Origin of the sequence: Achromobacter sp. RW408, from assembly GCF_003184165.1 — a bacterium.
Lineage (GTDB): Bacteria > Pseudomonadota > Gammaproteobacteria > Burkholderiales > Burkholderiaceae_B > Achromobacter > Achromobacter xylosoxidans.
Genome location: NZ_QHHO01000049.1, coordinates 1456847 through 1478902, shown reverse-complemented (window position 1 = coordinate 1478902; position 22056 = coordinate 1456847). Strand labels below are relative to the sequence as shown.

Genomic DNA, 22056 nt, shown 5'->3' with positions numbered 1-22056 from the left:
AGCAGGGGAAAGGCAGGCCTTATTCGGCTTGCGGTTCCGCTTGCGGGGCGGCTTCGGCAGCGGCCTGCTGCTGCTCGATGCCGCCGATCGCCTTGATGGACAGGCGCAGGCGGCCCTTGTCGTCGGCCTCGATGACCTTGACGCGGACTTGCTGGCCGACCTTCAGCACATCGTTGATGTTGGCGATGCGGTAGTTGGCGATTTCCGAGATGTGCAGCAGGCCGTCGCGGCCCGGCAGCACTTGCACGATGGCGCCGAAGTCCAGCAGGCGCAGGACCGAGCCGTCGTAGACCTGGCCCACTTCGACGTCGGCGGTCAGCTCGACGATGCGGCGCTGGGCTTCCTTGGCCTGCGCTTCGTCGACGCTGGCGATCACGATCGTGCCGTCGTCGGAGATGTCGATCTGGGTGCCGGTTTCCTCGGTCAGCGCGCGGATGGTGGCGCCGCCCTTGCCGATCACGTCGCGGATCTTCTCGGGGTTGATCTTGATGGTCAGCATGCGCGGGGCGAAAGCCGACAGCTCGCCGCGCGAACCGTCCAGCGCTTCCTTCATCTTGCCCAGGATGTGCAGGCGGCCTTCGCGGGCTTGCGCCAGCGCCACTTGCATGATTTCCTTGGTGATGCCCTGGATCTTGATGTCCATCTGCAGCGCGGTGACGCCGTTTTCGGTGCCTGCGACCTTGAAGTCCATGTCGCCCAGGTGATCTTCGTCACCCAGGATGTCGGTCAGCACGGCGAACTTGCCGCCGTCCAGGATCAGGCCCATGGCCACGCCGGCCACGTGATCCTTGACCGGCACGCCGGCATCCATCATGGCCAGCGAGCCGCCGCAGACCGAAGCCATCGACGACGAGCCGTTGGACTCGGTGATTTCCGAGACGATGCGGATGGTGTACTGGAAGTCTTCCGGGGCCGGCAGCAGCGGGATCAGCGCGCGCTTGGCCAGGCGGCCGTGGCCGATTTCGCGGCGCTTGGGCACGCCGATGCGGCCGGTTTCGCCGGTGGCGAACGGAGGCATGTTGTAGTGCAGCATGAAGCGGTCGCGGTACTCGCCCATGAGCGCGTCAATGATCTGCTCGTCCTGCTTGGTGCCCAGCGTGGCCACGACCAGCGCCTGGGTTTCACCGCGGGTGAACAGGGCGCTGCCGTGCGCGCGCGGCAGCACGCCCAGGCGCACGCTGATGGGACGCACGGTGCGGGTGTCGCGACCATCGATACGCGGTTCGCCGTTCAGGATCTGGCCGCGGACGATGGCCGATTCCAGCGAGAACAGGATGTTGTCGACGGTGACGGCGTCCGGCGCCGGCTCGCCCTTCTCGGCGGCGGCGGCGTTCAGCTTGGCCGACACGTCGGCGTAGACTTCACGCAGCTTGGTGGTGCGGGCCTGCTTTTCGCGGATCTGGTAGGCGGCGTTCAGGCCTTCCTGGGCAGCCGACGTGACGGCGGCGATCAGGGCCTCGTCCTTGGCGGGCGCTTGCCAGTCCCAATCGGGCTTGCCGGCGTCCTTGACCAGTTCGTGGATGGCGTTGATGACGGCCTGCATCTGCTCGTGGCCGTAGACCACGCCGCCCAGCATGATTTCCTCGGACAGCTGGTCGGCTTCCGATTCCACCATCAGCACGGCGTTTTCGGTGCCGGCGACCACCAGGTCCAGCTTCGACGACTTCAATTGCGACGCGGTCGGGTTGATGGCGTACTGGCCATCGATGTAACCCACGCGGGCGGCGCCGATCGGGCCGTTGAAGGGGATGCCGGAGATGGCCAGGGCGGCCGACGCGCCGATCATGGCGGCGATGTCCGGATCGATTTCGGGATTGACCGACAGCGTGTGGATGACCACCTGGACTTCGTTGTAGAAGTCTTCGGGGAACAGCGGACGCAGGGGACGGTCGATCAGGCGCGAGGTCAGCGTTTCCTTCTCGGACGGCTTGCCTTCACGCTTGAAGAAGCCACCCGGGATGCGGCCGGCGGCGTAGGTCTTTTCGATGTAGTCGACGGTCAGCGGGAAGAACGTCTGACCCGGCTTGGCCTTCTTGGAGGCCACGACAGTGGCCAGGACGACGGTGTCCTCGATCGACACCACAACGGCGCCGGAGGCCTGGCGAGCGATTTCGCCGGTTTCCAGGACGACCGTGTGCTGGCCGTACTGGAACGATTTAGTCACTTTATTGAACATGACGATTATTCCTTACAAATGAAAAACCGTGGCCGTCGCGACATGCGTCGCACCGACCACGGTTGCGTCATGGGGAGCCAGCCCCGTCGATCACTTGCGCAGACCGAGTTTTTCGATCAGTGCGCGGTACGAATCGGGATTGCGGCCCTTGAGATAGTCGAGCAGCTTGCGGCGACGGCTGACCATACGCAGCAGACCGCGGCGCGAGTGATGGTCCTTCATGTGTTCTTTGAAGTGACCGGTCAGTTCGTTGATACGGGCGGTGAGCAGAGCCACCTGGACTTCGGGGGAGCCGGTATCGCCTTGAGCGCGTTGGAACTGCGCAACGATATCGGATTTCTTGATGTCAGCTACAGACATTGATGACCTCTTCGGACATGCGACAGGGCCGAGGCGCCCTGACGTGGTTTGGAAAAAAATCGCGGCCGGCGAAAAGCGTTATTGCGTTCTCACTGCTGCTTCAAGGCTACCCTGGAAGTGCCGCAAGACAAGGCTTGGCGCCCCATTTGCCGCATGTCCAGCCCAGCCCCGTTGCCGGCGCAAAGCATCTTGCAAAATCAATACACTTGATAAAGCCTGACGATTATAGCCGATTCGCTAGAATTACCCCAGTGAGACCGCCGGCCCGCCGCCGGGCGTCGCGCCGCCGCCCTCGCGGAAGGCACCAGGAGCCATAATATGTCAAATTATTACAGACTTGCCCGCACCACCCTGGCCGCCGCGGCCCTGGCCGGCCTGGCCGCCTGTGCCAATCTTGCCCAGGTCGCCCCCGGCACCCCGCTGGCCGACGTCCAGGCCCAGTTCGGCCGTCCCAATTTCGAATGCCCGCAGGCCAACGGCGGCCGCCGCGTGATCTGGACGCAGCAACCCATGGGCCAGTATGCCTGGGGCGCCAACGTCGGCGCCGACGGCCGAGTCGACCGGGTCGTGCCGCTGCTGACCGACGCCCACTTCAAGGTGCTGGAACAGGGCCAATGGAGCCCCGAGCGCGTGCGCTGCGAGTTCGGCCCGCCGGCCCGCATCGATCAGGCCGGCCTGGGCGAAAAACGCGAGGTGATCTGGTCGTACCGCTACAAGGAAAACAGCGTCTGGAATTCGCTGATGTACGTCTACATGGGCCGCGACGGCAACGGGGTGACGCACTTCCATCCCGGCCCGGACCCGATGTACGACGATGACCGCTTCATGTGGCGTTGATTCCCCCATGAAAAAACCCGCCTTCATTCAGGCGGGTTTTTCTTTTGCCGGGCGGCGGGCTCAGGACGACTGGCCGCGGCGCTCCTGTTGCAGCCGGCGGGCGCGGTTCCAGCGCCAGGCCCAGATCACCCAGCCCGAAAAGCCGTACAGCACGAACAGGCCGAACAGCACCACCGGGGGATCGCTGGAGACGAACACGAACACCGCCACCACCAGCAGGATGCCCCAGAACGGCACGCTGCGGCCCAGGGCGAAGCTCTTGCCACTGAAGAACGGCGCGTTCGACACCATGGTGATGCCGGCGTACATGGTCAGCGTGAACGCGACCCAGGCCATCACGCTGTCGTGGATCGGCAGCTTGTTGTCGACCGCCAGCCAGACGAAGCCGGCCACCAATGCCGCCGCCGCCGGGCTCGGCAGCCCCTGGAAGTAACGCTTGTCGACCACCGCGATATTGGTGTTGAAGCGCGCCAGGCGCAGCGCGGCTCCCGCGACGTAGACGAACGCCGCCAGCCAGCCCCAGCGCCCCAGGTCGTTCAGGATCCATTCGTACATCACCAGCGCCGGCGCCACGCCGAACGAGGTCATGTCGGACAGCGAATCGTATTGCTCGCCGAAGGCGGATTGGGTGTTGGTCAGGCGGGCCACCCGGCCGTCCATGCCGTCCAGCACCATGGCCACGAAAATGGCGATGGCGGCGACCTCGAAGCGGTTGTTCATGGCCTGCACCACGGCATAGAACCCCGCGAACAACGCCGCGGTGGTGAATGCGTTGGGCAGCAGGTAGATGCTTCGGTGGCGGTTCTCGGAATCGCGCATGGAAAAATTGGGCATGGTCTCAATTACTTACGACAGACATTGAAAGGTTAACTCATCTGGCCCCACAACGGGCCGCAGCAAGGGCCGTGCCCGCGCCGATCTGGCCCCGCCGGCGCGAAAAGCCCCGCTCGCGCCCCGCTGACGCGCCCGCCTCGCGCATTCTCCGCGCAAAGAAAAACGGCATGCCCTCGCGAGGCATGCCGCTTGCCGTCGGCGCGCGCGGGGCGCAAACCCCGCGCGGAAACCGGGATCAGTTCTTGGACTTGTCCACCAGCTTGTTGGCGGCGATCCAGGGCATCATGGCGCGCAGCTTGCCGCCCACCACTTCGATCTGCGATTCCGCGTTGATGCGGCGGCGCGAGGTCAGCGTCGGGGCGCCGGCGGCGTTTTCCAGGATGAACTTCTTGGCGTATTCGCCGGTCTGGATGTCCGTCAGGCACTGGCGCATGGCCTTGCGGGTTTCGTCGGTGACGATCTTCGGGCCGGTCTCGTACTCGCCGAACTCGGCGTTGTTCGAGATCGAGTAGTTCATGTTGGCGATGCCGCCTTCGTAGATCAGGTCGACGATCAGCTTCAGTTCGTGCAGGCACTCGAAGTACGCCATTTCGGGCGCGTAGCCGGCTTCCACCAGCGTGTCGAAACCGGCCTTGATCAGTTCGACGGTGCCGCCGCACAGCACGGCCTGTTCGCCGAACAGGTCGGTTTCGGTTTCTTCACGGAAGTTGGTTTCGATGATGCCGGCACGGCCACCGCCGTTGGCGCTGGCGTACGACAGGGCCACGTCGCGCGCGGCGCCCGACTTGTCCTGATAGACAGCGACCAGGTGGGGCACGCCGCCACCCTGCTTGTAGGTGTTGCGCACCGTGTGGCCGGGGGCCTTCGGGGCGATCATGATGACGTCGATGTCTTCGCGCGGCACGACCTGGCCGTAGTGGACGTTGAAGCCGTGGGCGAAGGCCAGGGCGGCGCCGGCCTTGATGTTGGCGTGCACTTCCTTGTTGTAGACCGAGGCGATGTTCTCGTCGGGCAGCAGCATCATGACGATGTCGGCGGCCTTGACGGCTTCCGCCACTTCCTTGACCTGCAGGCCGGCGTTGGCGGCCTTGTCCCACGAGGCGCCGCCCTTGCGCAGGCCGACGATGACCTTCACGCCCGAATCATTCAGGTTCTGGGCATGGGCGTGGCCTTGCGAGCCGTAGCCGATGATGGCAACGGTCTTGCCTTTGATGAGGGAGAGGTCGCAGTCTTTGTCGTAGAAAACTTTCATGGGGTGCTCCAGATATTTTTGGATATTCGTTGGTTCGGGATGTAGGGTGCGGCTTGGCCTGGAAGGCCGGTCAAAGCTTCAGGATCCGTTCACCGCGGCCGATGCCGGACACGCCGGTGCGCACGGTTTCCAGAATGGCACTGCGGTCCAGGGCCTCCAGGAAGGCCTGTACTTTTTCCTGCACCCCGGTCAATTCGATGGTGTAGGACTTGTCGGTGACGTCGATGATGCGCCCGCGGAAGATGTCCGCCATGCGCTTCATTTCCTCGCGTTCCTTGCCGACCGCGCGCACCTTCACGAGCATCAGCTCGCGCTCGATGTGCGCGCCTTCGGTCAGGTCCACGACCTTGACCACGTCCACCAGGCGGTTCAGGTGCTTGGTGATCTGCTCGATGACTTCATCCGAGCCGGTGGTGACGATGGTCATGCGCGACAGCGTGGCGTCCTCGGTCGGCGCCACGGTCAGGGTCTCGATGTTGTAGCCCCGCGCCGAAAACAGGCCGACCACGCGCGACAGCGCGCCGGGCTCGTTCTCGAGGAGGACGGAAATCACGTGCTTCATGGTGGCCTCCTTACAGGTCTTCAGAGCCGAGCAGCATTTCGGTCAGCCCGCGGCCGGCCTTGACCATCGGCCACACGTTTTCGGTGCGGTCGGTGATGAAGTCCAGGAAGACCAGGCGCTCCTTGTGTTTCTTGAACGCTTCGCGCAGCGCCGGCTCGACGTCGGCCGGGCGCTCGATGCGCAGGCCCACGTGGCCGTAGGCCTCGGCCACCTTGACGAAGTCGGGCAGCGAATCCATGTACGACTCGGAATAGCGCGAGCCGTAGTCGATCTGCTGCCACTGCCGCACCATGCCCAGGAAGCGGTTGTTCAGGCAGATGATCTTGGGCGTCAGGCGGTACTGGGCGCAGGTCGACAGTTCCTGGATGTTCATCTGGATCGAGGCCTCGCCGGTGATCACGGCGATGTCATGGCCCGGATTGGCCATCTGCACGCCCATGGCGTACGGCAGGCCCACGCCCATGGTGCCCAGGCCGCCGGAATTGATCCAGCGGCGCGGCTTGTCGAACTTGTAGTACTGCGCGGCCCACATCTGGTGCTGGCCCACGTCGGAGGTGACGAAGGCGTCGCCGCCGGTCACTTCCCAGAGCTTTTCCACCACGAACTGCGGCTTGATGACTTCATCCGAATTGGCGAACTTCAGGCATTCCTTGCCGCGCCAGGTCTCGACCTGCTCCCACCACTTGGCGATGGAAGCCGGCTTGTGCTCGGCCGAGGCGGCCTCGTACTGCGCGCTCAGGTCGGCCAGCACATCCTTGACGTTGCCGACGATCGGGACGTCCACGCGCACGCGCTTGGAGATCGACGACGGGTCGATATCGATATGGATGATCTTGCGGGCGTTCTGGGCGAAGTGCTTGGGGTTGCCGATCACGCGGTCGTCGAAACGGGCGCCAATGGCCAGCAGCACGTCGCAGTGCTGCATCGCCATGTTGGCCTCGTAGGTGCCGTGCATGCCGGGCATGCCGACGAACTGGCCGCTGCTGGCCGGGAAGCCGCCCAGGCCCATCAGGGTGCTGGTGCAGGGCGCGCCCAATTGCGAGACGAGCTTGTTCAGCTCGGGCGCGGCGTTCGACAGGATGACCCCGCCGCCGGTGTAGATCATCGGCCGCTCGGCGGCCAGCAGCATCTGCACGGCTTTCTTGATCTGCCCCTGGTGGCCCTTGTTGACGGGCGCATAGGAACGCATCGAGATCTCGCCCTTGGGCGGGGTGTACTTGCACTGCGCGACGGTGATGTCCTTGGGGATGTCCACCAGCACCGGGCCGGGACGGCCGGTGCGCGCGATGTAGAACGCGCGGCGCATGGTTTCGGCCAGGTCCTTGACGTCACGCACCAGGAAGTTGTGCTTGACGCAGGGACGGGTGATGCCGACGGTGTCGCATTCCTGGAAAGCGTCCTCGCCGATGGCCGCAGTGGGCACCTGCCCGCTGATGATGACCATGGGGATGGAGTCCATGTAGGCGGTGGCAATGCCGGTGACGGCATTGGTCACGCCCGGACCGCTGGTCACGATGCAGACGCCGACCTTCTGCGACGAGCGCGAATAGGCATCGGCCGCGTGCACGGCGGCTTGCTCGTGACGAACCAGGATATGCTGGAATTTGTCCTGCTTGAAAATCGCGTCGTAGATGTAGAGCACCGCGCCGCCAGGGTAGCCGAAAACGTGTTCCACGCCTTCATCGGCCAGGCAGCGCACGACGATATCGGCGCCATTCATTTCCATGTTGTCATTCCTTTCAAAACCGGCCCTGCAACCCTGCCTGCTGCGCGCCCGGATACGGCGGCAACTGAACCCATACCGGCTACGGCAACATGATCCGGCGCTTAGCGGCTCACGGAGCCACGCCACCCGGACACCCTGCCGACCCGGCACACGTTCGACAGAACGCAGTGCAAACGCCCCTGGGGGACGCTGGAGGTCGAAATGGAAGCCTTGGCAACACACGCTTGTGGCGCGGCCAACGGCAAATGTATCTGCTGCGGGATGGCTGGGAGGTGACCCTGGCCATCCGCCTCATCGCGCCGGTTTCGGATAGGCAGACCGGCGCAAGTGGAGCAATTTACCGCGTTGCGTCAAAGCTAGCAAATCGAGGTTTCGCGGACGTTGCACGGAAGTCGCGCCCGGCCATGCGGGAAAGTCTGGTAACCATCTGGCCCCTAAAACGCGACCGCTCTCTCTATACTTGACGCGTCACCCGGATTCGAGCCCCGCCGTCCATGGATCTGCGCATTGCCAGCATTCGCCGCTTTCTCTACAGCCACTACTTCTTCGGAGGGGTGCGGCAGGGAGTCGGCATGCTGTTGCCGGTACTGGTGCTGGGCGGGCTGTTCGGCCACTACACCACCGGCCTTGTCGCCACCTTCGGCGCCCAGTGCCTGGCCATCATCGACCAGCCCGGGGGCCCGCAGCGGCACCGCACCAACGAGATGCTGGGCGGCGCCGCGCTGGGCACGCTGACCGTCATCATCACCGGTCTGGCCTCGACCAACCCGGTGCTGATCTGGCTGGTGGTCATCGCGCAGTGCTTCGTCTATTCCATGTTCACGGTGTTCGGCAAGCGCGGCGGCCTGATCGGCTTTGCCGGCCTGCTGCTGATGACGCTGACCATGCATTCGCCGCTGGAACCGCACGAGGTGCTGGCGCATGCCGCCGCGACGCTGGGCGGGGCGCTGTTCTACGTGGCATTCAGCCTGGGATTTTCGCGGCTGTTCTGGCTGCGGGAAGAACAGCAGGCGATGTCGGTGGCGCTGTTCGCCACCGCCGACTACGTCGCCGCGCGCGCCGCCTTCTACGACGAAACCGCCGACCTGGACGAGGCCTACCGCAACCTGATCCAGCGGCAGTCCGTCATGACCGAAAAGCACCAGGCGGCGCGCGACATGGTGCTGCGCGCCCTGCCCCGCGGCAAGGGCCTGGGCGACCGCCAGCGCGTGATGATCTGGAACATGTTCGTCGACATGCTGCAATTGCTGGATACGCTGGTGGCCACCCACACCGACTACGCCGCGCTGCGGCGCGCGCTGGCCGGCAACGATTGCCTGATGTTCATGCGCGATGCGCTGGTGAAGATGTCGCTGGAGCTGAACCGCATCGCGCTGGACGTGTCGCGCGGCCGCAAGGTGCAGTACCGCAGCAGCGCCAAGGCCGAACTGCGCGCCATCGAGTACGAGATCGAACAACTCAAGCAGCAGGGCCTGGGCGAGCGCGAGCCCGAGATGCTGGCGCTGATCGTGCAGGTGCTGCGCCGGCTGCGCAACTCGGCCCGCATCGTCGACCGCCTGGCCGACCACACCGCCGCCTCGCCCCACGCCAAGCCCACCGACGTGCTGCGCATCAACAAGTCGCTGACGCGCTTCATCTCGCGCCAGGAATTCCGCTTCGGCCTGCTGACCAGCAACCTGCGCCTGGATTCGCCGCACTTTCGCTATGCGCTGCGCGTGACCGCGGCGGCCGCCATCGCCATGACGCTGGCCAGCCGCTGGCTGTCGCCGGCGTTCTCGGCGCACAACTACTGGATCATGCTGACCATCGTCATCATCATGAAGCCGGGCTTCGCGCTGACCCGCCAGCGCAACGGCTGGCGCCTGATGGGCACGCTGATCGGCTGCATCTGCGCGCTGCTGCTGTTCAACGTCACCGACCGCCCCGAGATCCTGTTCGCGGTGCTGCTGGGCGCCTGCGTCATGGGCAACAGCATGGTGCAGCTGAACTACATGGCCAGCGCCATCTTCAACACCCTGTTCGTGGTGCTGGTGTTCCACTTCGTCTCGCCCGGCACGGTGTCGATGGCGGTGATCGGCGAACGCGCCATCGATACGCTGATCGGCTGCACGCTGGCGCTGGTGTGCAGCTACATCCTGCCCTGGTGGGAAGCGCGCTACCTCAAGCCGCTGGCCGCCGCCGCCACGCGCGCCAATCGTGAATACCTGATGGCAGGCATGCGCTACGTGGAAGCGATGCAGGCACACGGCGCGCCGATGGGCGCGGCCGCCGACGCGACGCCCGCGGTCACCGACGCCGACATCGCCTGGCGCCTGGCGCGCAAGAACGTGCACATCGCCTTCAGCAATTTCGCCGAGGCCTTCTATCGCATGATGAGCGAGCCCAAGTCGCACCAGGTCAGCGTGCCCGAGCTGAACAACCTGCTGATCCAGAACCACGTGCTGGCCTCGCAGATCACCGCCGCCATTCCCATCCTGGCCGCCCTGCCCGCCACGCCCGAGGCGGTGCAGCGCGCGCTCACCGGCATGGCCGACCTGCTCGACGAGAACCGCGCGCAGGCCCCCGCCGACCTGCCCACTCAGTTCGACACCGAAGGCGAGCAGGCGGCGCTGGTCTATCCGGTCAAGCAAATGATCAAGGCCGCGCACATGATCCGCCAGGAACTGCTGGCGCTGGCCGATCCGCAGCACGCGCCGCCGGTCGCGGCGCCAGCCTGAATCGAGCCGCCGCGCTTCGCGGGAACAAAAAAACCGGCCCTTTCGGGGCCGGTTTTCCGCGCTACCCGCGTCCCGCTCAGAGCTTGCGGCGGAACACCAGCTTGTCCTCGGTCGAGGCCGAGGCGTCGTACTTGTAGCCTTCCAGGTCGAAGCCGTGCAGGCCTTCGGGCTTGGACACCTTGTGCAGGATTGCGTAGCGCGCCATCAGGCCGCGCGCGCGCTTGGCGTGGAAGCTGATGATCTTCCAGGCGCCGTTCTTCCAGTCCTGGAACACGCACTGCACCACGCGCGCCTTGAGCGCCTTCAGGTCGACCGCCTTGAAATACTCTTCGGACGCCAGGTTGACGATGACCGGCGCCTTCTGCCCGGCCTGGCGTTCGTTCAGGTAGTCGGCGATGCCGCTGCCCCAGTATTCGTACAGGTTCTTGCCCTTGGACGTTTCCAGGCGCGTGCCCATTTCCAGGCGGTACGGCTGCATCAGGTCCAGCGGCCGCAGCACGCCGTACAGGCCGCTGAGGATGGCCACGTGTTCCTGGGCCCAGTCCAGCTGCTTGGCCGACAGCGTCGAGGCCTCCAGGCCTTCGTACACGTCGCCGTTGAAAGCCAGCACGGCCTGGCGCGAATTGGCCTGCGTGAAGGTGCGCTTCCAATGCGCATACCGCTGCACATTGAGCTCGGACAGCGCCGGGCTCAGGCTCATCAGTTCGGATATATCGTCCGCGGTCTTGGTCTTGAGCACCTTGATCAGGGCGGCGGCCTGATCCACGAACAGCGGCTGGGTATGGGTCTCGACATGCACCGGCGAGTCGTAGTCCAGCTTCTTGGCGGGGGAAAGCAGAAACAGCATTCGAAGATTCCTTTGATCAGCGCGCCGTCCAGCCGCCATCGACGGAGACGGTGGTGCCGGTGATTTGCGCGGCGGCATCGGATGCCAGGAAGACGGCCGTGCCGCCCAGTTGTTCGGGCGTGACGAACTGCAGCGACGGCTGCTTTTCGCCGAGCAGTTCACGCGCGGCGGTTTCCTGGTCGACGCCGTTCTTCTCGGCCAGCGCCGAGATCTGTTTTTCGACCAGCGGGGTGCGCACCCAGCCCGGGCAGATGGCGTTGGCGGTGATGCCCTGGCCGGCGGTTTCCAGCGCGGTCACCTTGGTGAAGCCGACCACGCCGTGCTTGGCGGCGACGTAGGCCGACTTGTTGGCCGAAGCCACCAGGCCGTGCGCCGAGGCGATGTTGATGATGCGGCCGAAGCCCTGCTTCTTCATGTGTGGCAGCGCGGCGGCGGTGCCGTGGAACACGGCCGACAGGTTCAGCGCCAGGATCGCATCCCATTTTTCGGTGGGGAAATCCTCGATCAGCGCGGTGTGCTGGATGCCGGCGTTGTTGACCAGGATGTCGATGCGGCCCATCTGGCGCACCGCGTTGTCGACCAGGCCGCGCACGGCGTCGCCCTTGGACAGGTCGGCGCCGTCGTACAGCACCTTGACGCCATGCTGGGCGGCCAGGCCGGCGCGGACCTTTTCGATCTCGGCGGCGTCGCCGAAACCGTTCAGCACGATATCGGCGCCCTGCGCGGCCAGCGCGGTGGCGATACCCAGGCCGATCCCGCTGGTGGAACCGGTGACGACTGCGACTTTTCCTTTGAGCATAGATGTTCTCCTGTGGCGGGGCGCGAAGGGCGGACGGCGGCCGGAACACGCCGGCCGGCGCCGTGGGCGAAACACGGACTGAAAAACTGCGTCAAGTGTAGCTGCCCGGCAAGGCGCCCATGATGCCATGCCCCCACGGCGCGCGGGGTCAAGCGCGCGGCCGGCCCGGCGCCGTATCCGTCGCTGTATCCGTCTCTGTATCCGCCACCGTATCCGACGCGGTTGGCGGCGCTACGCGCGGCGACGCATCCGGCCGCCCGCCGGCCGTCGCCGGGTCCGGGTCCGGCTCCGGCTCGGGCAGGTCCGCCATGCCGCCCAGGCGTTCGGGCACCCGTTCGAGGAGCTTGATCAGGATGGGCACCACTCCCATCGACACCGCCACCACCACCGCCAGCACGTCGCGCTGATCCAGGTCCATCAAGTGGTTGTCCCAGGCTTCGTTGAAGATCGCGAAGCTGAATTCGCCGCCCTGCGCCAGCACCATCGCGAACAACAGGCGGTGGTAGCGGGGCAGGCCGAGCACGCGCGCAAAGCCATACAGCACCGCCACCTTGACCGCCAGCAGCGCGCTCACCCCCGCCAGGATGAAGGCCCAGTGCTCCGCGACCACGCTCAGGTTCACGGACATGCCGATCGCGACGAAGAACAGGCCCAGCAGCAACCCCTTGAAGGGCTCGATGGCGGTTTCCAACTCGTCGCGGTAGCGCGATTCGGCCATCAGCACGCCGACCAGGAAACCGCCCAGGCCGGCCGACAAGCCCGCATAGTCGAACAGCTGGGCGGTGCCCACCACCATCAGCAGCGCCGCCGCCGTGAACAATTCCTTCAGCTGCGCCTTGGCTGCCCAGCCCAGGAGGCGCAAACGGTAGGCCACCGCCACCACCGCGACGGCGACCAGCGCTTCCTTGAAGGACGGCGCCGATGCGCCGCCCGCGCCCAACAGCCCCGCCGCCACCAGCATCGGGATTGCCGCCATGTCCTGGAACAACAGCACCCCCAGCGCCGACCTGCCCATGGGCGTGCGCGTCAGGCCGCGCTCCTCCAGCAGCCGCAGCGCCACCGCCGTCGACGACAGCGCCAGCGACAGGCCGCACAGGACCGCCGCCTGCCATCCCATGCCTGCCATGTGCCGCAGGGCCGCGCCGAACACCAGGCCCAGCAGCATGCCGCAGGCCAGCATCTGCATCGCGCCCAGCGCGAACACTTCGCGGCGCATGGCCCACAGGCGCTTGGGCGCCAACTCCAGGCCGATGACGAACAGCATCATCACCACGCCCCATTGCGAGACGTTGACCATATCGCTCACGTCCGTCACCAGCTTCAGGCAGGACGGCCCGACCAGCACGCCGGCCACCAGATAGCCCGGGATCGCGCCCAGCCCCAGCCGTTGGGTCAGGGGCACGCACAGGACGGCGGCCAGCAACAGGATGAGAATCAGGTTCATCGGCGCGAAACGGACGGGTCGGAACAACCCGATTCTGCGCAAGGATTGCCCAGCTGGGAAGCGGATGAAACCCGCTGTAGCCGCCGATCTCGACGGGCTTTACACAAAACTTTTTTTTGCTGTAGAATTGCGGGCTTCGCTGCTCCGACAACGCAGATTCTTCCGACCAGGGATCTGATCGTGGGAAACCAGGAACCGCCGATGGGCTCAAGCCCGGCGCCGGCCACTGGAATTTCACCGTTGCGGAACCCAGCCACGGAGAGGTGGCAGAGTGGTCGAATGTACCTGACTCGAAATCAGGCGTACGGTATCCCCGTACCGTGGGTTCGAATCCCACCCTCTCCGCCAGTTTTGGCTTGTGAGCCCCACCGCGGTCTCGTAGGCAAGCAAAAACACAGACGACCCGCATAAGCCCCGCTTGTGCGGGTTTTTTGTTGGCCGGGCGTGTCGACCATATCCGACCATATCCAGCCAGCGGGCCTGCGGGCAGGGGCGCCCATGCCTCAGCCCTGCGCCTGAGGCACCGCCCCGGCATCGAGCATGGCGAGCGCGCCCATGATCAGCGCATGCATGCCCTGCGCGAATTCCGCCTCCATCTCGGCCTCTTCCGCCGCGCGTTCGGCCTCGACCAGTGGTTCGCGGCCCGCCACCGAATACACCGTGTCCGCCACCGCGATGCAATGGAACGCCACCGTGGCCAGCAGCCAGCGCGCCTGCTCTTTCGGAATGCCGTAGATGCGCGCGATGCGGCTCTGGTGCTCATCGATCTTGACGAGCATGGGCGGCGTCGCGGCCAACCGGCGCAGCACGTAGGGTGTCAGTCCGAGATTCTGCTTGACCAATTGCTGGGCCGACGCCGAGAACGCGAGCAGGTATTCCTTCAACCCGCTGCGTCCGTCATCACAGGGCAGCGGGATTCGCCAGCGGCTGAAGATCTCCTCGGCCACCAGGTGCTTGAGCGCCTCCAGGCTGGGCACATGCTTGTAGAGCGCCATGTGGCTGACCCCCAGCGCCGCGGCAACGCCGACGAAGGTGATGTTCGGCAGGCCGATGGCGATGCCCGCGTCCGCGATCCGTTCGCGCGTGATGGAGGGTGGACGCCCGCGCGCCGCGGACCGGGGTGACGATTTCATATGGCAATTCCCGCTGATGGCGACGGACCCGCAATAACTTTGATCCGCCTGTCCATTTAGTTTAGTTGGATGCAAGTAACTCTTATTTAGTTTATAGTCATGCAACTAATTATTCAGACGCCTTATTCTTTGCATGAGCACGCGCGATACGGCTGCGGCCCCGCCCCAGAAATCCGGCCCGATCAGCCTGTTGTTGCGACCCATCCGCGCACGCCTGGCTCTCGCCGCCCTCTGCGCCGCCATCGGCACGATGCTGACGCTCGCGCCTTTGGCGGGCATCGCGCATATCGCGCAACTCGCCCTGGGCGAGCACGCCGCGGCGGCGTCGACGCGGGATGAAATCTGGCGGGTCGCCATCGCCAGCGCCGTATGCCTGCTGGCCGGCATGACGCTGGTCTTGGCCGGTGAGCTGCTCGCCCACCTGGCCGACAACCGGCTCACTGCCCAACTGCGCCTGGCTGTCATGCACCGGCTGGCGCGGGTTCCGCTGGGGTGGTTCACCAGCCGCGCCTCGGGCGAGGTCAAGCAGGCCATGCAGGACGACATCGCCACCCTGCACAGCCTGACCGCGCACTTCTACACCGCGGTGGGACGCGCGGGCGGCGCGATCCTGATCTCCGTGCTCTACCTGTTCGCCATGGATTGGCGCCTTGCGATCGTCGCGCTGTTGCCGTTTCCCGGCTTCTTCCTGTTCCTGCGCCGCGCCATGCGGGCCAGCGGCGCCAACATGCAGGCCTTCGTCACCCGCCTTGGACGGGTCAACAGCGCGACGATCGAATTCGTCAGCGGCATTCCGGTGGTCAAGGCATTCGGCGCAGACGGCCGCGCACATGACGGGTATCGCAAGGCCGTTGACGCCTTTGCCGAGGCATTCGCGGATTTCACCCGCCCGCTGGTCGTGGCCATGGCGCATGCCCATGCCATGATCGCGCCGGTGACCGTGCTGGGCCTGGTGCTGGCCTGCGGCGCATTGTTCGTGGGGCTGGGCTGGATGACGCCGCTCGAGCTGCTGCCGTTCGCCCTGGTGGCGCCGGGCATCTGCGCCCCGGTCCTGCTGCTCCACACGCTGCTGCACGACCTGGGTAATGCCGCTGGCGCCGCCCAGCGCGTCCAGGCGCTGCTGCGAACGCCGATGCTGGCGGCGCCCTCGCCCGATCGGCACAGCCCGCCGACGGGCCACGAGGTCCGTTTCGAAAACGTCAGCTACGCCTATGACGCCGAACAGCCGGCGCTGACGAATCTCGGTTTCACCCTGGAACCGGGCTCGGTGACGGCGATCGTCGGTCCCTCCGGTTCGGGCAAATCGACATTGGCGCGATTGCTGCTGCGCTTTTTCGACCCGACCGATGGGCGCATCATGCTCGGCGGCGTCGACCTGCGGCAGATCGAGACGTCGCGGCTGTACCGCCATATCGGCTTCGTGCTGCAAGATGTGCGCCTGATCCACGCCAGTCTCCACGACAACATCGCCTTGGGACGGCCTTCGGCAAGCCGACGCGAAGTCGAGGACGCGGCGCGCGCGGCCAACATCCATGAACGTATCCTGGCCCTGCCACGAGGCTACGACTCGGTGGTGGGCGAGGATGCGCAGCTGTCCGGCGGCGAACGCCAGCGCGTGAGCATTGCCCGCGCAGTGTTGCTGGACGCACCGGTGCTGGTTCTGGACGAAGCCACCGCCGCCGCGGATGCCGGCAACGAGGTGGCGATCCAGGACGCGCTGTCGCGCTTCGCGCGCGGCCGCACCGTGCTGGTCATCGCCCATCGCCTCGATACCGTCATGCACGCCGATCGCATCCTGGTGCTCGACCGCGGCGTGATCGTCGAGCAAGGCACGCACCAACAACTGCTGGCTCGCCAGGGCCGCTATGCGCGCATGTGGCGGCTGGGCGGCCACGCGGGCGCCCCTTTGCAGGAGGCGTCATGCTGAGAACATTGCTGCAATTGCTGGGCCCGGATGCCGTCCTCTTGCGCCGCTATGCCTGCCAGGCCGTGGCCTACAGCCTGCTGTGCGGCCTGACCATCAGCGCGCAGGTACCCGTGCTCAGCCATCTGCTGGCGGGCGATGCGCGCGCGGCGCTGCCTTGGCTGGCGTTACTGCTGGCCGGGGTCGCGCTCTGCTGGATCGGCCGGCGCTATGTGGAACAGGCCGGTGTGCGCGTTGGCGTCTGCGTGCTGCAAGGCGGGCGCCAGCGACTGGGCGACCACGTCGCGCGTTTGCCCGTGGGCTGGTTCACTGCCGACAACACTGCCTGGTTGGGGCACCTGATCACCCAGGGCATGATGGCGGTGGCTCAATTGCCGGCGCATGTCTTCACGCCCGTGATCGGCGGTCTGGTGACGCCGGTGGTCATCGTGGCCGTCCTGCTCGCGCTGCACTGGCAACTGGGCCTGATCGCGCTGGCGGCCCTGCCCTTGCTGGCCGGCGTGCTCGCGCTGAGTGGACGGTTGTCGGGGCGCGCGGACCGGGCCTTCCATCGCCACTTCGCCGATACCAGCCAGCGCATGGTCGAGTTCGCGCAGGCCCAGTCGGTGCTGCGCGCCTTCAACGGCGACGGCGCCGGCGCCCGCTTCGTCGAGCAGGCCGTGGCGCGGCAACAGCGCTCCGGCACGCGACTGATCCTGCTGTCATCCCTGTCCTCGGTTCTCAATGCCTGGGCCGTGCAGGCGGTGTTCGCCGCGCTGCTGGTCGCGGCGACGCTATGGCTCAATGTCCAACTGGCAAACCCGCTGGCAGCTGCCGAGATCGTCGCGCTTGTCGTCTCACTGCTGCTGGTGGGCCGCTACATCGACCCGCTGCTGGAAGTCGCCGCCTACGGCGAAGCGCTGCGCGGCGCGCGCGGCCAGCTCGACGCCATACGCGAACTGCTGGCCGTCCCGCCGTTGCCGGCGGCGCAAGCGCCGCGGCCGCCGCGGGACGCCGGCGTGGAACTACGCGACGTTTGCTTCCGCTACGCGCCCGGCCAGACCGATGTGCTGCGCGGCGTGAACCTGTGTGTCGCTCCCGGCAGCATGACGGCACTGATCGGCGCGTCCGGCTCGGGCAAGACCACGTTGGTACGCCTGATTGCGCGCTTCTTCGACGCCGACCAGGGCAGCGTGCGGGTGGGCGGGGTCGACGTACGCGACATGTCGCAGACGCAACTGGCGGGCCAGATCAGCCAGATTTTCCAGGACAGCTATCTGTTCACCGGCAGCATTGCCGACAACATCCGCCTCGGCCGGCCCGAAGCGAGCGACGCCGACCTCATGGAAGCCGCGCGCCTGGCCGGCGTGACCGAGATCATCGAGCGCCTGCCGCAAGGGCTGGAGACGCCGGTCGGCGAAGGCGGCGCGCGGTTGTCCGGCGGAGAACGGCAGCGCATCGCCATTGCGCGCGCTTTGATCAAGAATGCGCCCATCCTGCTGGTGGACGAAGCCACTGCCGCGCTCGACGCCGAGAACCAGGCGGCCATCGCCGACACGTTGGCGCGATTGCGTGGCCGGCGCACCCTCATCGTGATCGCGCACCAGCTATCCACCGTGTCCATGGCCGACCAGATCGTGGTACTGGAAGACGGCCTGATCGCCGAATCGGGAACGCCCGCGCAGTTGCGCGCAAGCGCAGGGCACTACGCCCGTTTCCTGGCCCAGCGCCAGGCCGCCAAGGGCTGGCGCATCGCGCCGGCGGCGCCCGGTCGGGAACGCTGATGCCCGCGCGCCTGTGCTGCCTGCTGGCCATCCTGTGCGGCGTCTCCCTGCTGGTCGGCTCCAGCCCGGTGGCGTGGTCGCAGGCGCTTGCCGGATCGGGCGACGCCTGGCTGACGCTGACGGCCAGCCGCCTGCCACGCCTGGCGGCCGTGGTGCTGACCGGCGTAGGCCTGTCGGTCTGCGGCGTCATCCTGCAGCACATCGTGCGCAATCGCTTCGTCGAACCCGGCACTTCCGGTGGGCTGGATGCCGCCAAGCTCGGCATCCTGGTGTCGCTGACGCTGGCGCCGGCGGCCGGCACGACGAGCCGCATGCTGTTCGCGCTGGTGTTCTGCCTGGCCTCCAGCCTGCTCTACGTAGGCATCATTCGCCGCATTCGCTGGCGCAATACGGTACTGGTTCCGGTCATCGGCCTGATGTACGGCAGCGTGCTCAGCGCCGTGGCCGAGTTCTACGCCTATCGCCACAACATCCTGCAAAGCATGCAGGGCTGGCTGCTGGGCGATTTCTCGCGCGTCGTTCAGGGCCATTACGAGATCATCTATCTGGTCCTGCCCATCGTCGCCCTGGCCTATCTGTACGCGCATCGCTTCACCGTGCTCGGCATGGGCGAGGACATGGCATCCAGCCTGGGGCTCGGTTATGCGGCTACCGCGGCGCTGGGCCTCGTGCTGGTCGCGGTGACGGTGTCCGTAACGGTCATCATCGTCGGCGCGATTCCATTCGTCGGACTGGTCGTGCCCAACCTGGTGGCACTGCGCTACGGCGAGAACCTCGGCCGCACGCTTCCCATCGTCGCGCTGGGCGGCGCATCGCTGCTGCTCGCCTGCGACATCATCGGCCGCCTGCTCATCCACCCGTTCGAAGTGCCCATTGGCCTGACGGCCGGCGGCGTGGGCGGCGTCATGTTCCTGGTCCTGATCCTGCGGGGGTTGCGGTGAAGCGCGCGCCCCGGTTCTGGATGTTCGGCCTGGCATTGGCCGCCCTGGCAATCGCCTTCGTATTCGCGGGCGCCGGGGGGGACTTCGGCTACGTGATTCCCAAGCGCCTGATCCGCCTGGCGGCCATCGTCGTCGGCGGCATCTGCGTCGCGCTTTCGGCCATCGTCTTTCAGACGCTTGCCGGCAACCGCATCCTGACGCCCGCCGTGATGGGCTACGAGGCGGTGTATCTGCTGTGGCAGTCGCTGCTGCTTCTGTTGATGGGCACGCACGGCATGGCGATGCTCGGCGTAGCCGGAAACTTCCTGGTTTCGGTGGGGCTGATGCTGGCCTATTCCTGGGTGGTGCATCGCTGGCTGCTGCGCGGCGGCAACGATGTGTACCGGATGCTGCTGCTCGGCCTGGTGCTGACGATGGTGATCACGACTTTCACGCAGTTCGTTCAGCTGCGCATCAGCCCGGGCGAATTCGCCGTGTTCCAGGGACTGGGCTACGCCTCGTTCAATCGAGCGACGACCGAAACCCTGCTCTACGCAACGGTGGCGCTGGCGGCGGTGTGCTTCGCGGCTCGCGGCGGCCCGCCCGCGCTCGACGTGCTGGCGCTTGGCCGCGACCAGGCGATGTCGCTGGGCGTGCACCATGCCCGATATGTCCGTCGCTACCTGGCGCTGATCGCCATTCTGGTGGCGGTATCGACCAGCCTCATCGGGCCCACGGCCTTCATGGGCATCTTTGTCGCCAACATCGCCTACGCGGTGGCGGGCAGCAACCGGCACAGGATCACGCTGCCCCTGGGGTGCGGCGTCGCGATTGCCGTATTCATCGTCGCCCAGCTGCTGGTCGAACACGCCTTCAACTACAAGACCTCGGTCAGCATCCTCGTCAACCTGGTGTGCGGCGCGTACTTCCTTACCCTGACGTTCCGAGGCCGAGCCACGCCATGATCACCGTCCGCAATCTTCGCAAGACCTACGGCGCCAGAACCGTCCTGGACGGCATCGACGCCGAATTCCCGGCGCGGCGCGTGACCTCGCTGATCGGGCCCAACGGCGCCGGCAAATCCACGCTGCTGATGCTGATGGCGCGGCTGCTGGAACCCAGCGGCGGCGAGATCCTGCTCGACGGGCAGCCGGTGACGAACTTGCGGATCGCCGAGTACGCGCGGCGCGTCGCCACCCTGCGCCAGGCGCCGGGGTTCGACCTGCGCCTGACGGTGCAGGAGCTGGTCGCCTTCGGCCGCTTCCCCTACAGCCGCGGCACGCTGACGGCCGCCGACCGCAACGCGGTCGACTCAGCCATCGATTTCCTGAGCCTGACGCCGCTACGCGATGCCAACCTCGATGAACTCAGCGGCGGCCAGCGCCAGATGGCGTTCCTGGCGATGACGATCGCGCAGCAGACGGATGTGCTGCTGCTGGACGAACCGCTGAACAACCTCGACATGAAGCATGCCGTGCAGATCATGCGGGCGCTGCGTCGCCTGTGCGACGAGCAACGCCGCACCGTGATCCTGGTGATCCACGACATCAACTTCGCCGCCAACTATTCCGACCATATCGTCGCGCTCAAGGACGGCGCCCTGCATGGCTGCGGCCCGTCGGCGCAGGTGGTGACCGAGCCGCGCCTGCGCGCGCTGTACGAGCTGGATTTCGAGGTCTTGCGCAACGAACGCGGCTGTCTCTGCAACTACTTCAATCCATCCGGAGTTCCGATATGAGCTGGAAAAGCACCTGCCGCGCCGTGGGCCTGGCAATAATCGCGATGGTCGTCCTGCAAGCGTGCGGCGACAAGCCCGCCCAGCCGCCCCAGGCGGCGCAGGCCTCGCCGGCATTCGACTCGCCCATCAGCATCACCCACAAGCTGGGCACGACCACGATCACGCGCCCGCCCCGGCGCGTCGCGGTGCTGGACATGAACGAAGCCGATACGCTCGACCAGTTGGGCGTGCCGATCGTGGGCATGACCAAGGACTATGTGCCGCACTTCCTCGCGCGCTACAAGGAAGACGCCAGCGTGCTGGACCTGGGCGCCATCGTCCAGCCCAACCTGGAACGGGTGCACGCGCTCAAGCCCGACCTGATCCTGATCTCCCCGATCCAGGCCAACCATTACCGTGAACTGACCGAAATCGCCCCGACGCTGCATTTCGATGTGGACTTCGGCAACAGCAAGGGCCAGCACCTCGCCGTCATCAAAGATCACCTGATGACGCTGGGACGTCTCTTCGGCAAAGAGGACGTGGCCCGCCGCAAGGCTGCCGAACTCGATGCCAAAGTGGCAGCCGCCCGCCGCGTGACGGAAGGCCGTCCCGAGAGGGCCATGATCGTGATGTTCAACAACGGGGCCTTCAGCTCCTTCGGCGTGCAGTCGCGCTACGCCTTCGTCTTCGACGCGCTGGGCGTCAAGCCCGCCAGCACCCTCGTCGATTCCAGCCTGCACGGCCAGCCGATTTCCAGCGAGTTCATTCAGCAAGCCAATCCCGACATCCTGTACGTGGTCGACCGTACCGCGGTCATGGAACGGCGCCCGGTCATGGATGCCGAGCGCATGAGCAACCCGCTGCTGCGGCAGACCAATGCCTGGAAGAACGGCCGCGTGGTGTTCGTCGACGCCGACGCCTGGTACACCACCGCCGCCAGCGTGACTTCGTTGCAGCTGGTGATCGACGACGTCATCAAGGGCTACCAGGACTGAAACCCGGCCGTTTTTCCTGGCCGGCTCTTTGATAAACGATTCTCGAT

18 protein-coding genes and 1 tRNA gene are annotated in these 22056 nt (G+C 66.1%); 9 read left to right on the top strand and 10 right to left on the bottom strand.

Annotated features, from left to right (window positions below):
• Positions 1–19: 19 nt before the first annotated feature.
• Positions 20–2176 (bottom strand): polyribonucleotide nucleotidyltransferase, encoded by a 2157-nt coding sequence (gene pnp, locus DK459_RS26275; protein WP_020924855.1) that lies wholly within the window; start codon positions 2174–2176, stop codon positions 20–22.
• A 90-nt stretch (positions 2177–2266) separates the two neighbouring features.
• Positions 2267–2536 carry a 30S ribosomal protein S15 gene (gene rpsO / locus DK459_RS26270; RefSeq protein ID WP_006223612.1) on the bottom strand — a complete coding sequence of 90 codons (270 nt, stop codon included), beginning with the start codon at positions 2534–2536 and terminating at the stop codon, positions 2267–2269.
• Positions 2537–2854: 318 nt separating this feature from the next.
• Here rpsO and DK459_RS26265 point away from each other — a divergent pair, with 318 nt between their 5' ends.
• Positions 2855–3373 carry a hypothetical protein gene (locus tag DK459_RS26265; protein WP_020924856.1) on the top strand — a complete coding sequence of 173 codons (519 nt, stop codon included), beginning with the start codon at positions 2855–2857 and terminating at the stop codon, positions 3371–3373.
• Between the two features lie 60 nt (positions 3374–3433).
• Here the strand turns inward: DK459_RS26265 and pssA are convergent, their stop codons facing one another.
• From pssA to DK459_RS26245, 4 genes are all read right to left on the bottom strand, one after another.
• Positions 3434–4207: a CDP-diacylglycerol--serine O-phosphatidyltransferase gene (pssA, locus tag DK459_RS26260; protein WP_006389119.1), complete on the bottom strand. Its 774-nt coding sequence runs from the start codon at positions 4205–4207 to the stop codon at positions 3434–3436.
• A gap of 235 nt (positions 4208–4442) precedes the next feature.
• Complete coding sequence (ilvC, locus tag DK459_RS26255; RefSeq protein WP_006389118.1) at positions 4443–5459, bottom strand: ketol-acid reductoisomerase; 1017 nt, start codon at positions 5457–5459, stop codon at positions 4443–4445.
• 70 nt (positions 5460–5529) lie between these two features.
• The gene (gene ilvN, locus DK459_RS26250; protein ID WP_006389117.1) at positions 5530–6021 is read right to left on the bottom strand and encodes an acetolactate synthase small subunit; all 492 of its coding nucleotides are present in this window, start codon (positions 6019–6021) and stop codon (positions 5530–5532) included.
• 10 nt (positions 6022–6031) lie between these two features.
• On the bottom strand, positions 6032–7801 hold the full coding sequence (locus tag DK459_RS26245) for an acetolactate synthase 3 catalytic subunit (protein WP_255412927.1): 1770 nt from the start codon (positions 7799–7801) through the stop codon (positions 6032–6034).
• A 440-nt stretch (positions 7802–8241) separates the two neighbouring features.
• Between DK459_RS26245 and DK459_RS26240 the strand changes: the two genes are divergently transcribed.
• Entirely contained in the window at positions 8242–10464 is a 2223-nt protein-coding gene (locus DK459_RS26240; protein WP_054440407.1) for an FUSC family membrane protein, read from the top strand.
• Positions 10465–10540: 76 nt separating this feature from the next.
• Here DK459_RS26240 and yaaA read toward each other — a convergent pair whose 3' ends face one another.
• From yaaA to DK459_RS26225, 3 genes are all read right to left on the bottom strand, one after another.
• Positions 10541–11311 carry a peroxide stress protein YaaA gene (yaaA, locus tag DK459_RS26235; RefSeq protein WP_020924859.1) on the bottom strand — a complete coding sequence of 257 codons (771 nt, stop codon included), beginning with the start codon at positions 11309–11311 and terminating at the stop codon, positions 10541–10543.
• Between the two features lie 16 nt (positions 11312–11327).
• Positions 11328–12110, bottom strand: a complete 783-nt coding sequence (locus DK459_RS26230; protein ID WP_006389113.1) for a 3-hydroxybutyrate dehydrogenase — start codon at positions 12108–12110, stop codon at positions 11328–11330.
• A gap of 148 nt (positions 12111–12258) precedes the next feature.
• Positions 12259–13554 (bottom strand): cation:proton antiporter, encoded by a 1296-nt coding sequence (locus DK459_RS26225; RefSeq protein ID WP_223203293.1) that lies wholly within the window; start codon positions 13552–13554, stop codon positions 12259–12261.
• A gap of 257 nt (positions 13555–13811) precedes the next feature.
• On the opposite strand from DK459_RS26225, the gene DK459_RS26220 reads away from it, so the two are divergent.
• A tRNA-Ser gene (locus tag DK459_RS26220) sits at positions 13812–13902 on the top strand.
• A gap of 155 nt (positions 13903–14057) precedes the next feature.
• On the opposite strand, the gene DK459_RS26215 is transcribed toward DK459_RS26220, so the two are convergent.
• The gene (locus DK459_RS26215) at positions 14058–14687 is read right to left on the bottom strand and encodes a TetR/AcrR family transcriptional regulator (RefSeq protein WP_006389111.1); all 630 of its coding nucleotides are present in this window, start codon (positions 14685–14687) and stop codon (positions 14058–14060) included.
• Between the two features lie 133 nt (positions 14688–14820).
• Here DK459_RS26215 and DK459_RS26210 point away from each other — a divergent pair, with 133 nt between their 5' ends.
• From DK459_RS26210 to DK459_RS26185, 6 genes are read left to right on the top strand one after another with little or no spacing between them, the layout of a single operon-like run.
• Positions 14821–16614: an ABC transporter ATP-binding protein gene (locus DK459_RS26210; RefSeq protein WP_070541508.1), complete on the top strand. Its 1794-nt coding sequence runs from the start codon at positions 14821–14823 to the stop codon at positions 16612–16614.
• Positions 16608–18374, top strand: a complete 1767-nt coding sequence (locus DK459_RS26205) for an ABC transporter ATP-binding protein (RefSeq protein ID WP_070541511.1) — start codon at positions 16608–16610, stop codon at positions 18372–18374. The genes DK459_RS26210 and DK459_RS26205 overlap by 7 nt, the downstream gene beginning before the upstream one ends.
• Positions 18374–19315: an ABC transporter permease gene (locus DK459_RS26200; protein WP_049052721.1), complete on the top strand. Its 942-nt coding sequence runs from the start codon at positions 18374–18376 to the stop codon at positions 19313–19315. Before DK459_RS26205 ends, DK459_RS26200 begins: the two co-directional genes overlap by 1 nt.
• Positions 19316–19335: 20 nt before the next feature.
• Complete coding sequence (locus DK459_RS26195; protein ID WP_070541531.1) at positions 19336–20259, top strand: iron chelate uptake ABC transporter family permease subunit; 924 nt, start codon at positions 19336–19338, stop codon at positions 20257–20259.
• Entirely contained in the window at positions 20256–21032 is a 777-nt protein-coding gene (locus DK459_RS26190) for an ABC transporter ATP-binding protein (protein WP_054440417.1), read from the top strand. Before DK459_RS26195 ends, DK459_RS26190 begins: the two co-directional genes overlap by 4 nt.
• Positions 21029–22009, top strand: coding sequence for a siderophore ABC transporter substrate-binding protein (locus DK459_RS26185; RefSeq protein WP_070541514.1), 981 nt, complete (start codon positions 21029–21031; stop codon positions 22007–22009). Before DK459_RS26190 ends, DK459_RS26185 begins: the two co-directional genes overlap by 4 nt.
• The last annotated feature ends 47 nt before the right edge of the window (positions 22010–22056 follow it).

Excerpts from the sequence above, each read along its gene's own strand:
- pnp (WP_020924855.1), bottom strand. The coding sequence starts at position 2,176 with ATGTTCAATAAAGTGACTAAATCGTTCCAGTACGGCCAGCACACGGTC.
- rpsO (WP_006223612.1), bottom strand. The coding sequence starts at position 2,536 with ATGTCTGTAGCTGACATCAAGAAATCCGATATCGTTGCGCAGTTCCAA.
- DK459_RS26265 (WP_020924856.1), top strand. The coding sequence starts at position 2,855 with ATGTCAAATTATTACAGACTTGCCCGCACCACCCTGGCCGCCGCGGCC.
- pssA (WP_006389119.1), bottom strand. The coding sequence starts at position 4,207 with ATGCCCAATTTTTCCATGCGCGATTCCGAGAACCGCCACCGAAGCATC.
- ilvC (WP_006389118.1), bottom strand. The coding sequence starts at position 5,459 with ATGAAAGTTTTCTACGACAAAGACTGCGACCTCTCCCTCATCAAAGGC.
- ilvN (WP_006389117.1), bottom strand. The coding sequence starts at position 6,021 with ATGAAGCACGTGATTTCCGTCCTCCTCGAGAACGAGCCCGGCGCGCTG.
- DK459_RS26240 (WP_054440407.1), top strand. The coding sequence starts at position 8,242 with ATGGATCTGCGCATTGCCAGCATTCGCCGCTTTCTCTACAGCCACTAC.
- yaaA (WP_020924859.1), bottom strand. The coding sequence starts at position 11,311 with ATGCTGTTTCTGCTTTCCCCCGCCAAGAAGCTGGACTACGACTCGCCG.
- DK459_RS26230 (WP_006389113.1), bottom strand. The coding sequence starts at position 12,110 with ATGCTCAAAGGAAAAGTCGCAGTCGTCACCGGTTCCACCAGCGGGATC.
- DK459_RS26225 (WP_223203293.1), bottom strand. The coding sequence starts at position 13,554 with ATGAACCTGATTCTCATCCTGTTGCTGGCCGCCGTCCTGTGCGTGCCC.
- DK459_RS26215 (WP_006389111.1), bottom strand. The coding sequence starts at position 14,687 with ATGAAATCGTCACCCCGGTCCGCGGCGCGCGGGCGTCCACCCTCCATC.
- DK459_RS26210 (WP_070541508.1), top strand. The coding sequence starts at position 14,821 with ATGAGCACGCGCGATACGGCTGCGGCCCCGCCCCAGAAATCCGGCCCG.
- DK459_RS26205 (WP_070541511.1), top strand. The coding sequence starts at position 16,608 with ATGCTGAGAACATTGCTGCAATTGCTGGGCCCGGATGCCGTCCTCTTG.
- DK459_RS26200 (WP_049052721.1), top strand. The coding sequence starts at position 18,374 with ATGCCCGCGCGCCTGTGCTGCCTGCTGGCCATCCTGTGCGGCGTCTCC.
- DK459_RS26195 (WP_070541531.1), top strand. The coding sequence starts at position 19,336 with ATGTTCGGCCTGGCATTGGCCGCCCTGGCAATCGCCTTCGTATTCGCG.
- DK459_RS26190 (WP_054440417.1), top strand. The coding sequence starts at position 20,256 with ATGATCACCGTCCGCAATCTTCGCAAGACCTACGGCGCCAGAACCGTC.
- DK459_RS26185 (WP_070541514.1), top strand. The coding sequence starts at position 21,029 with ATGAGCTGGAAAAGCACCTGCCGCGCCGTGGGCCTGGCAATAATCGCG.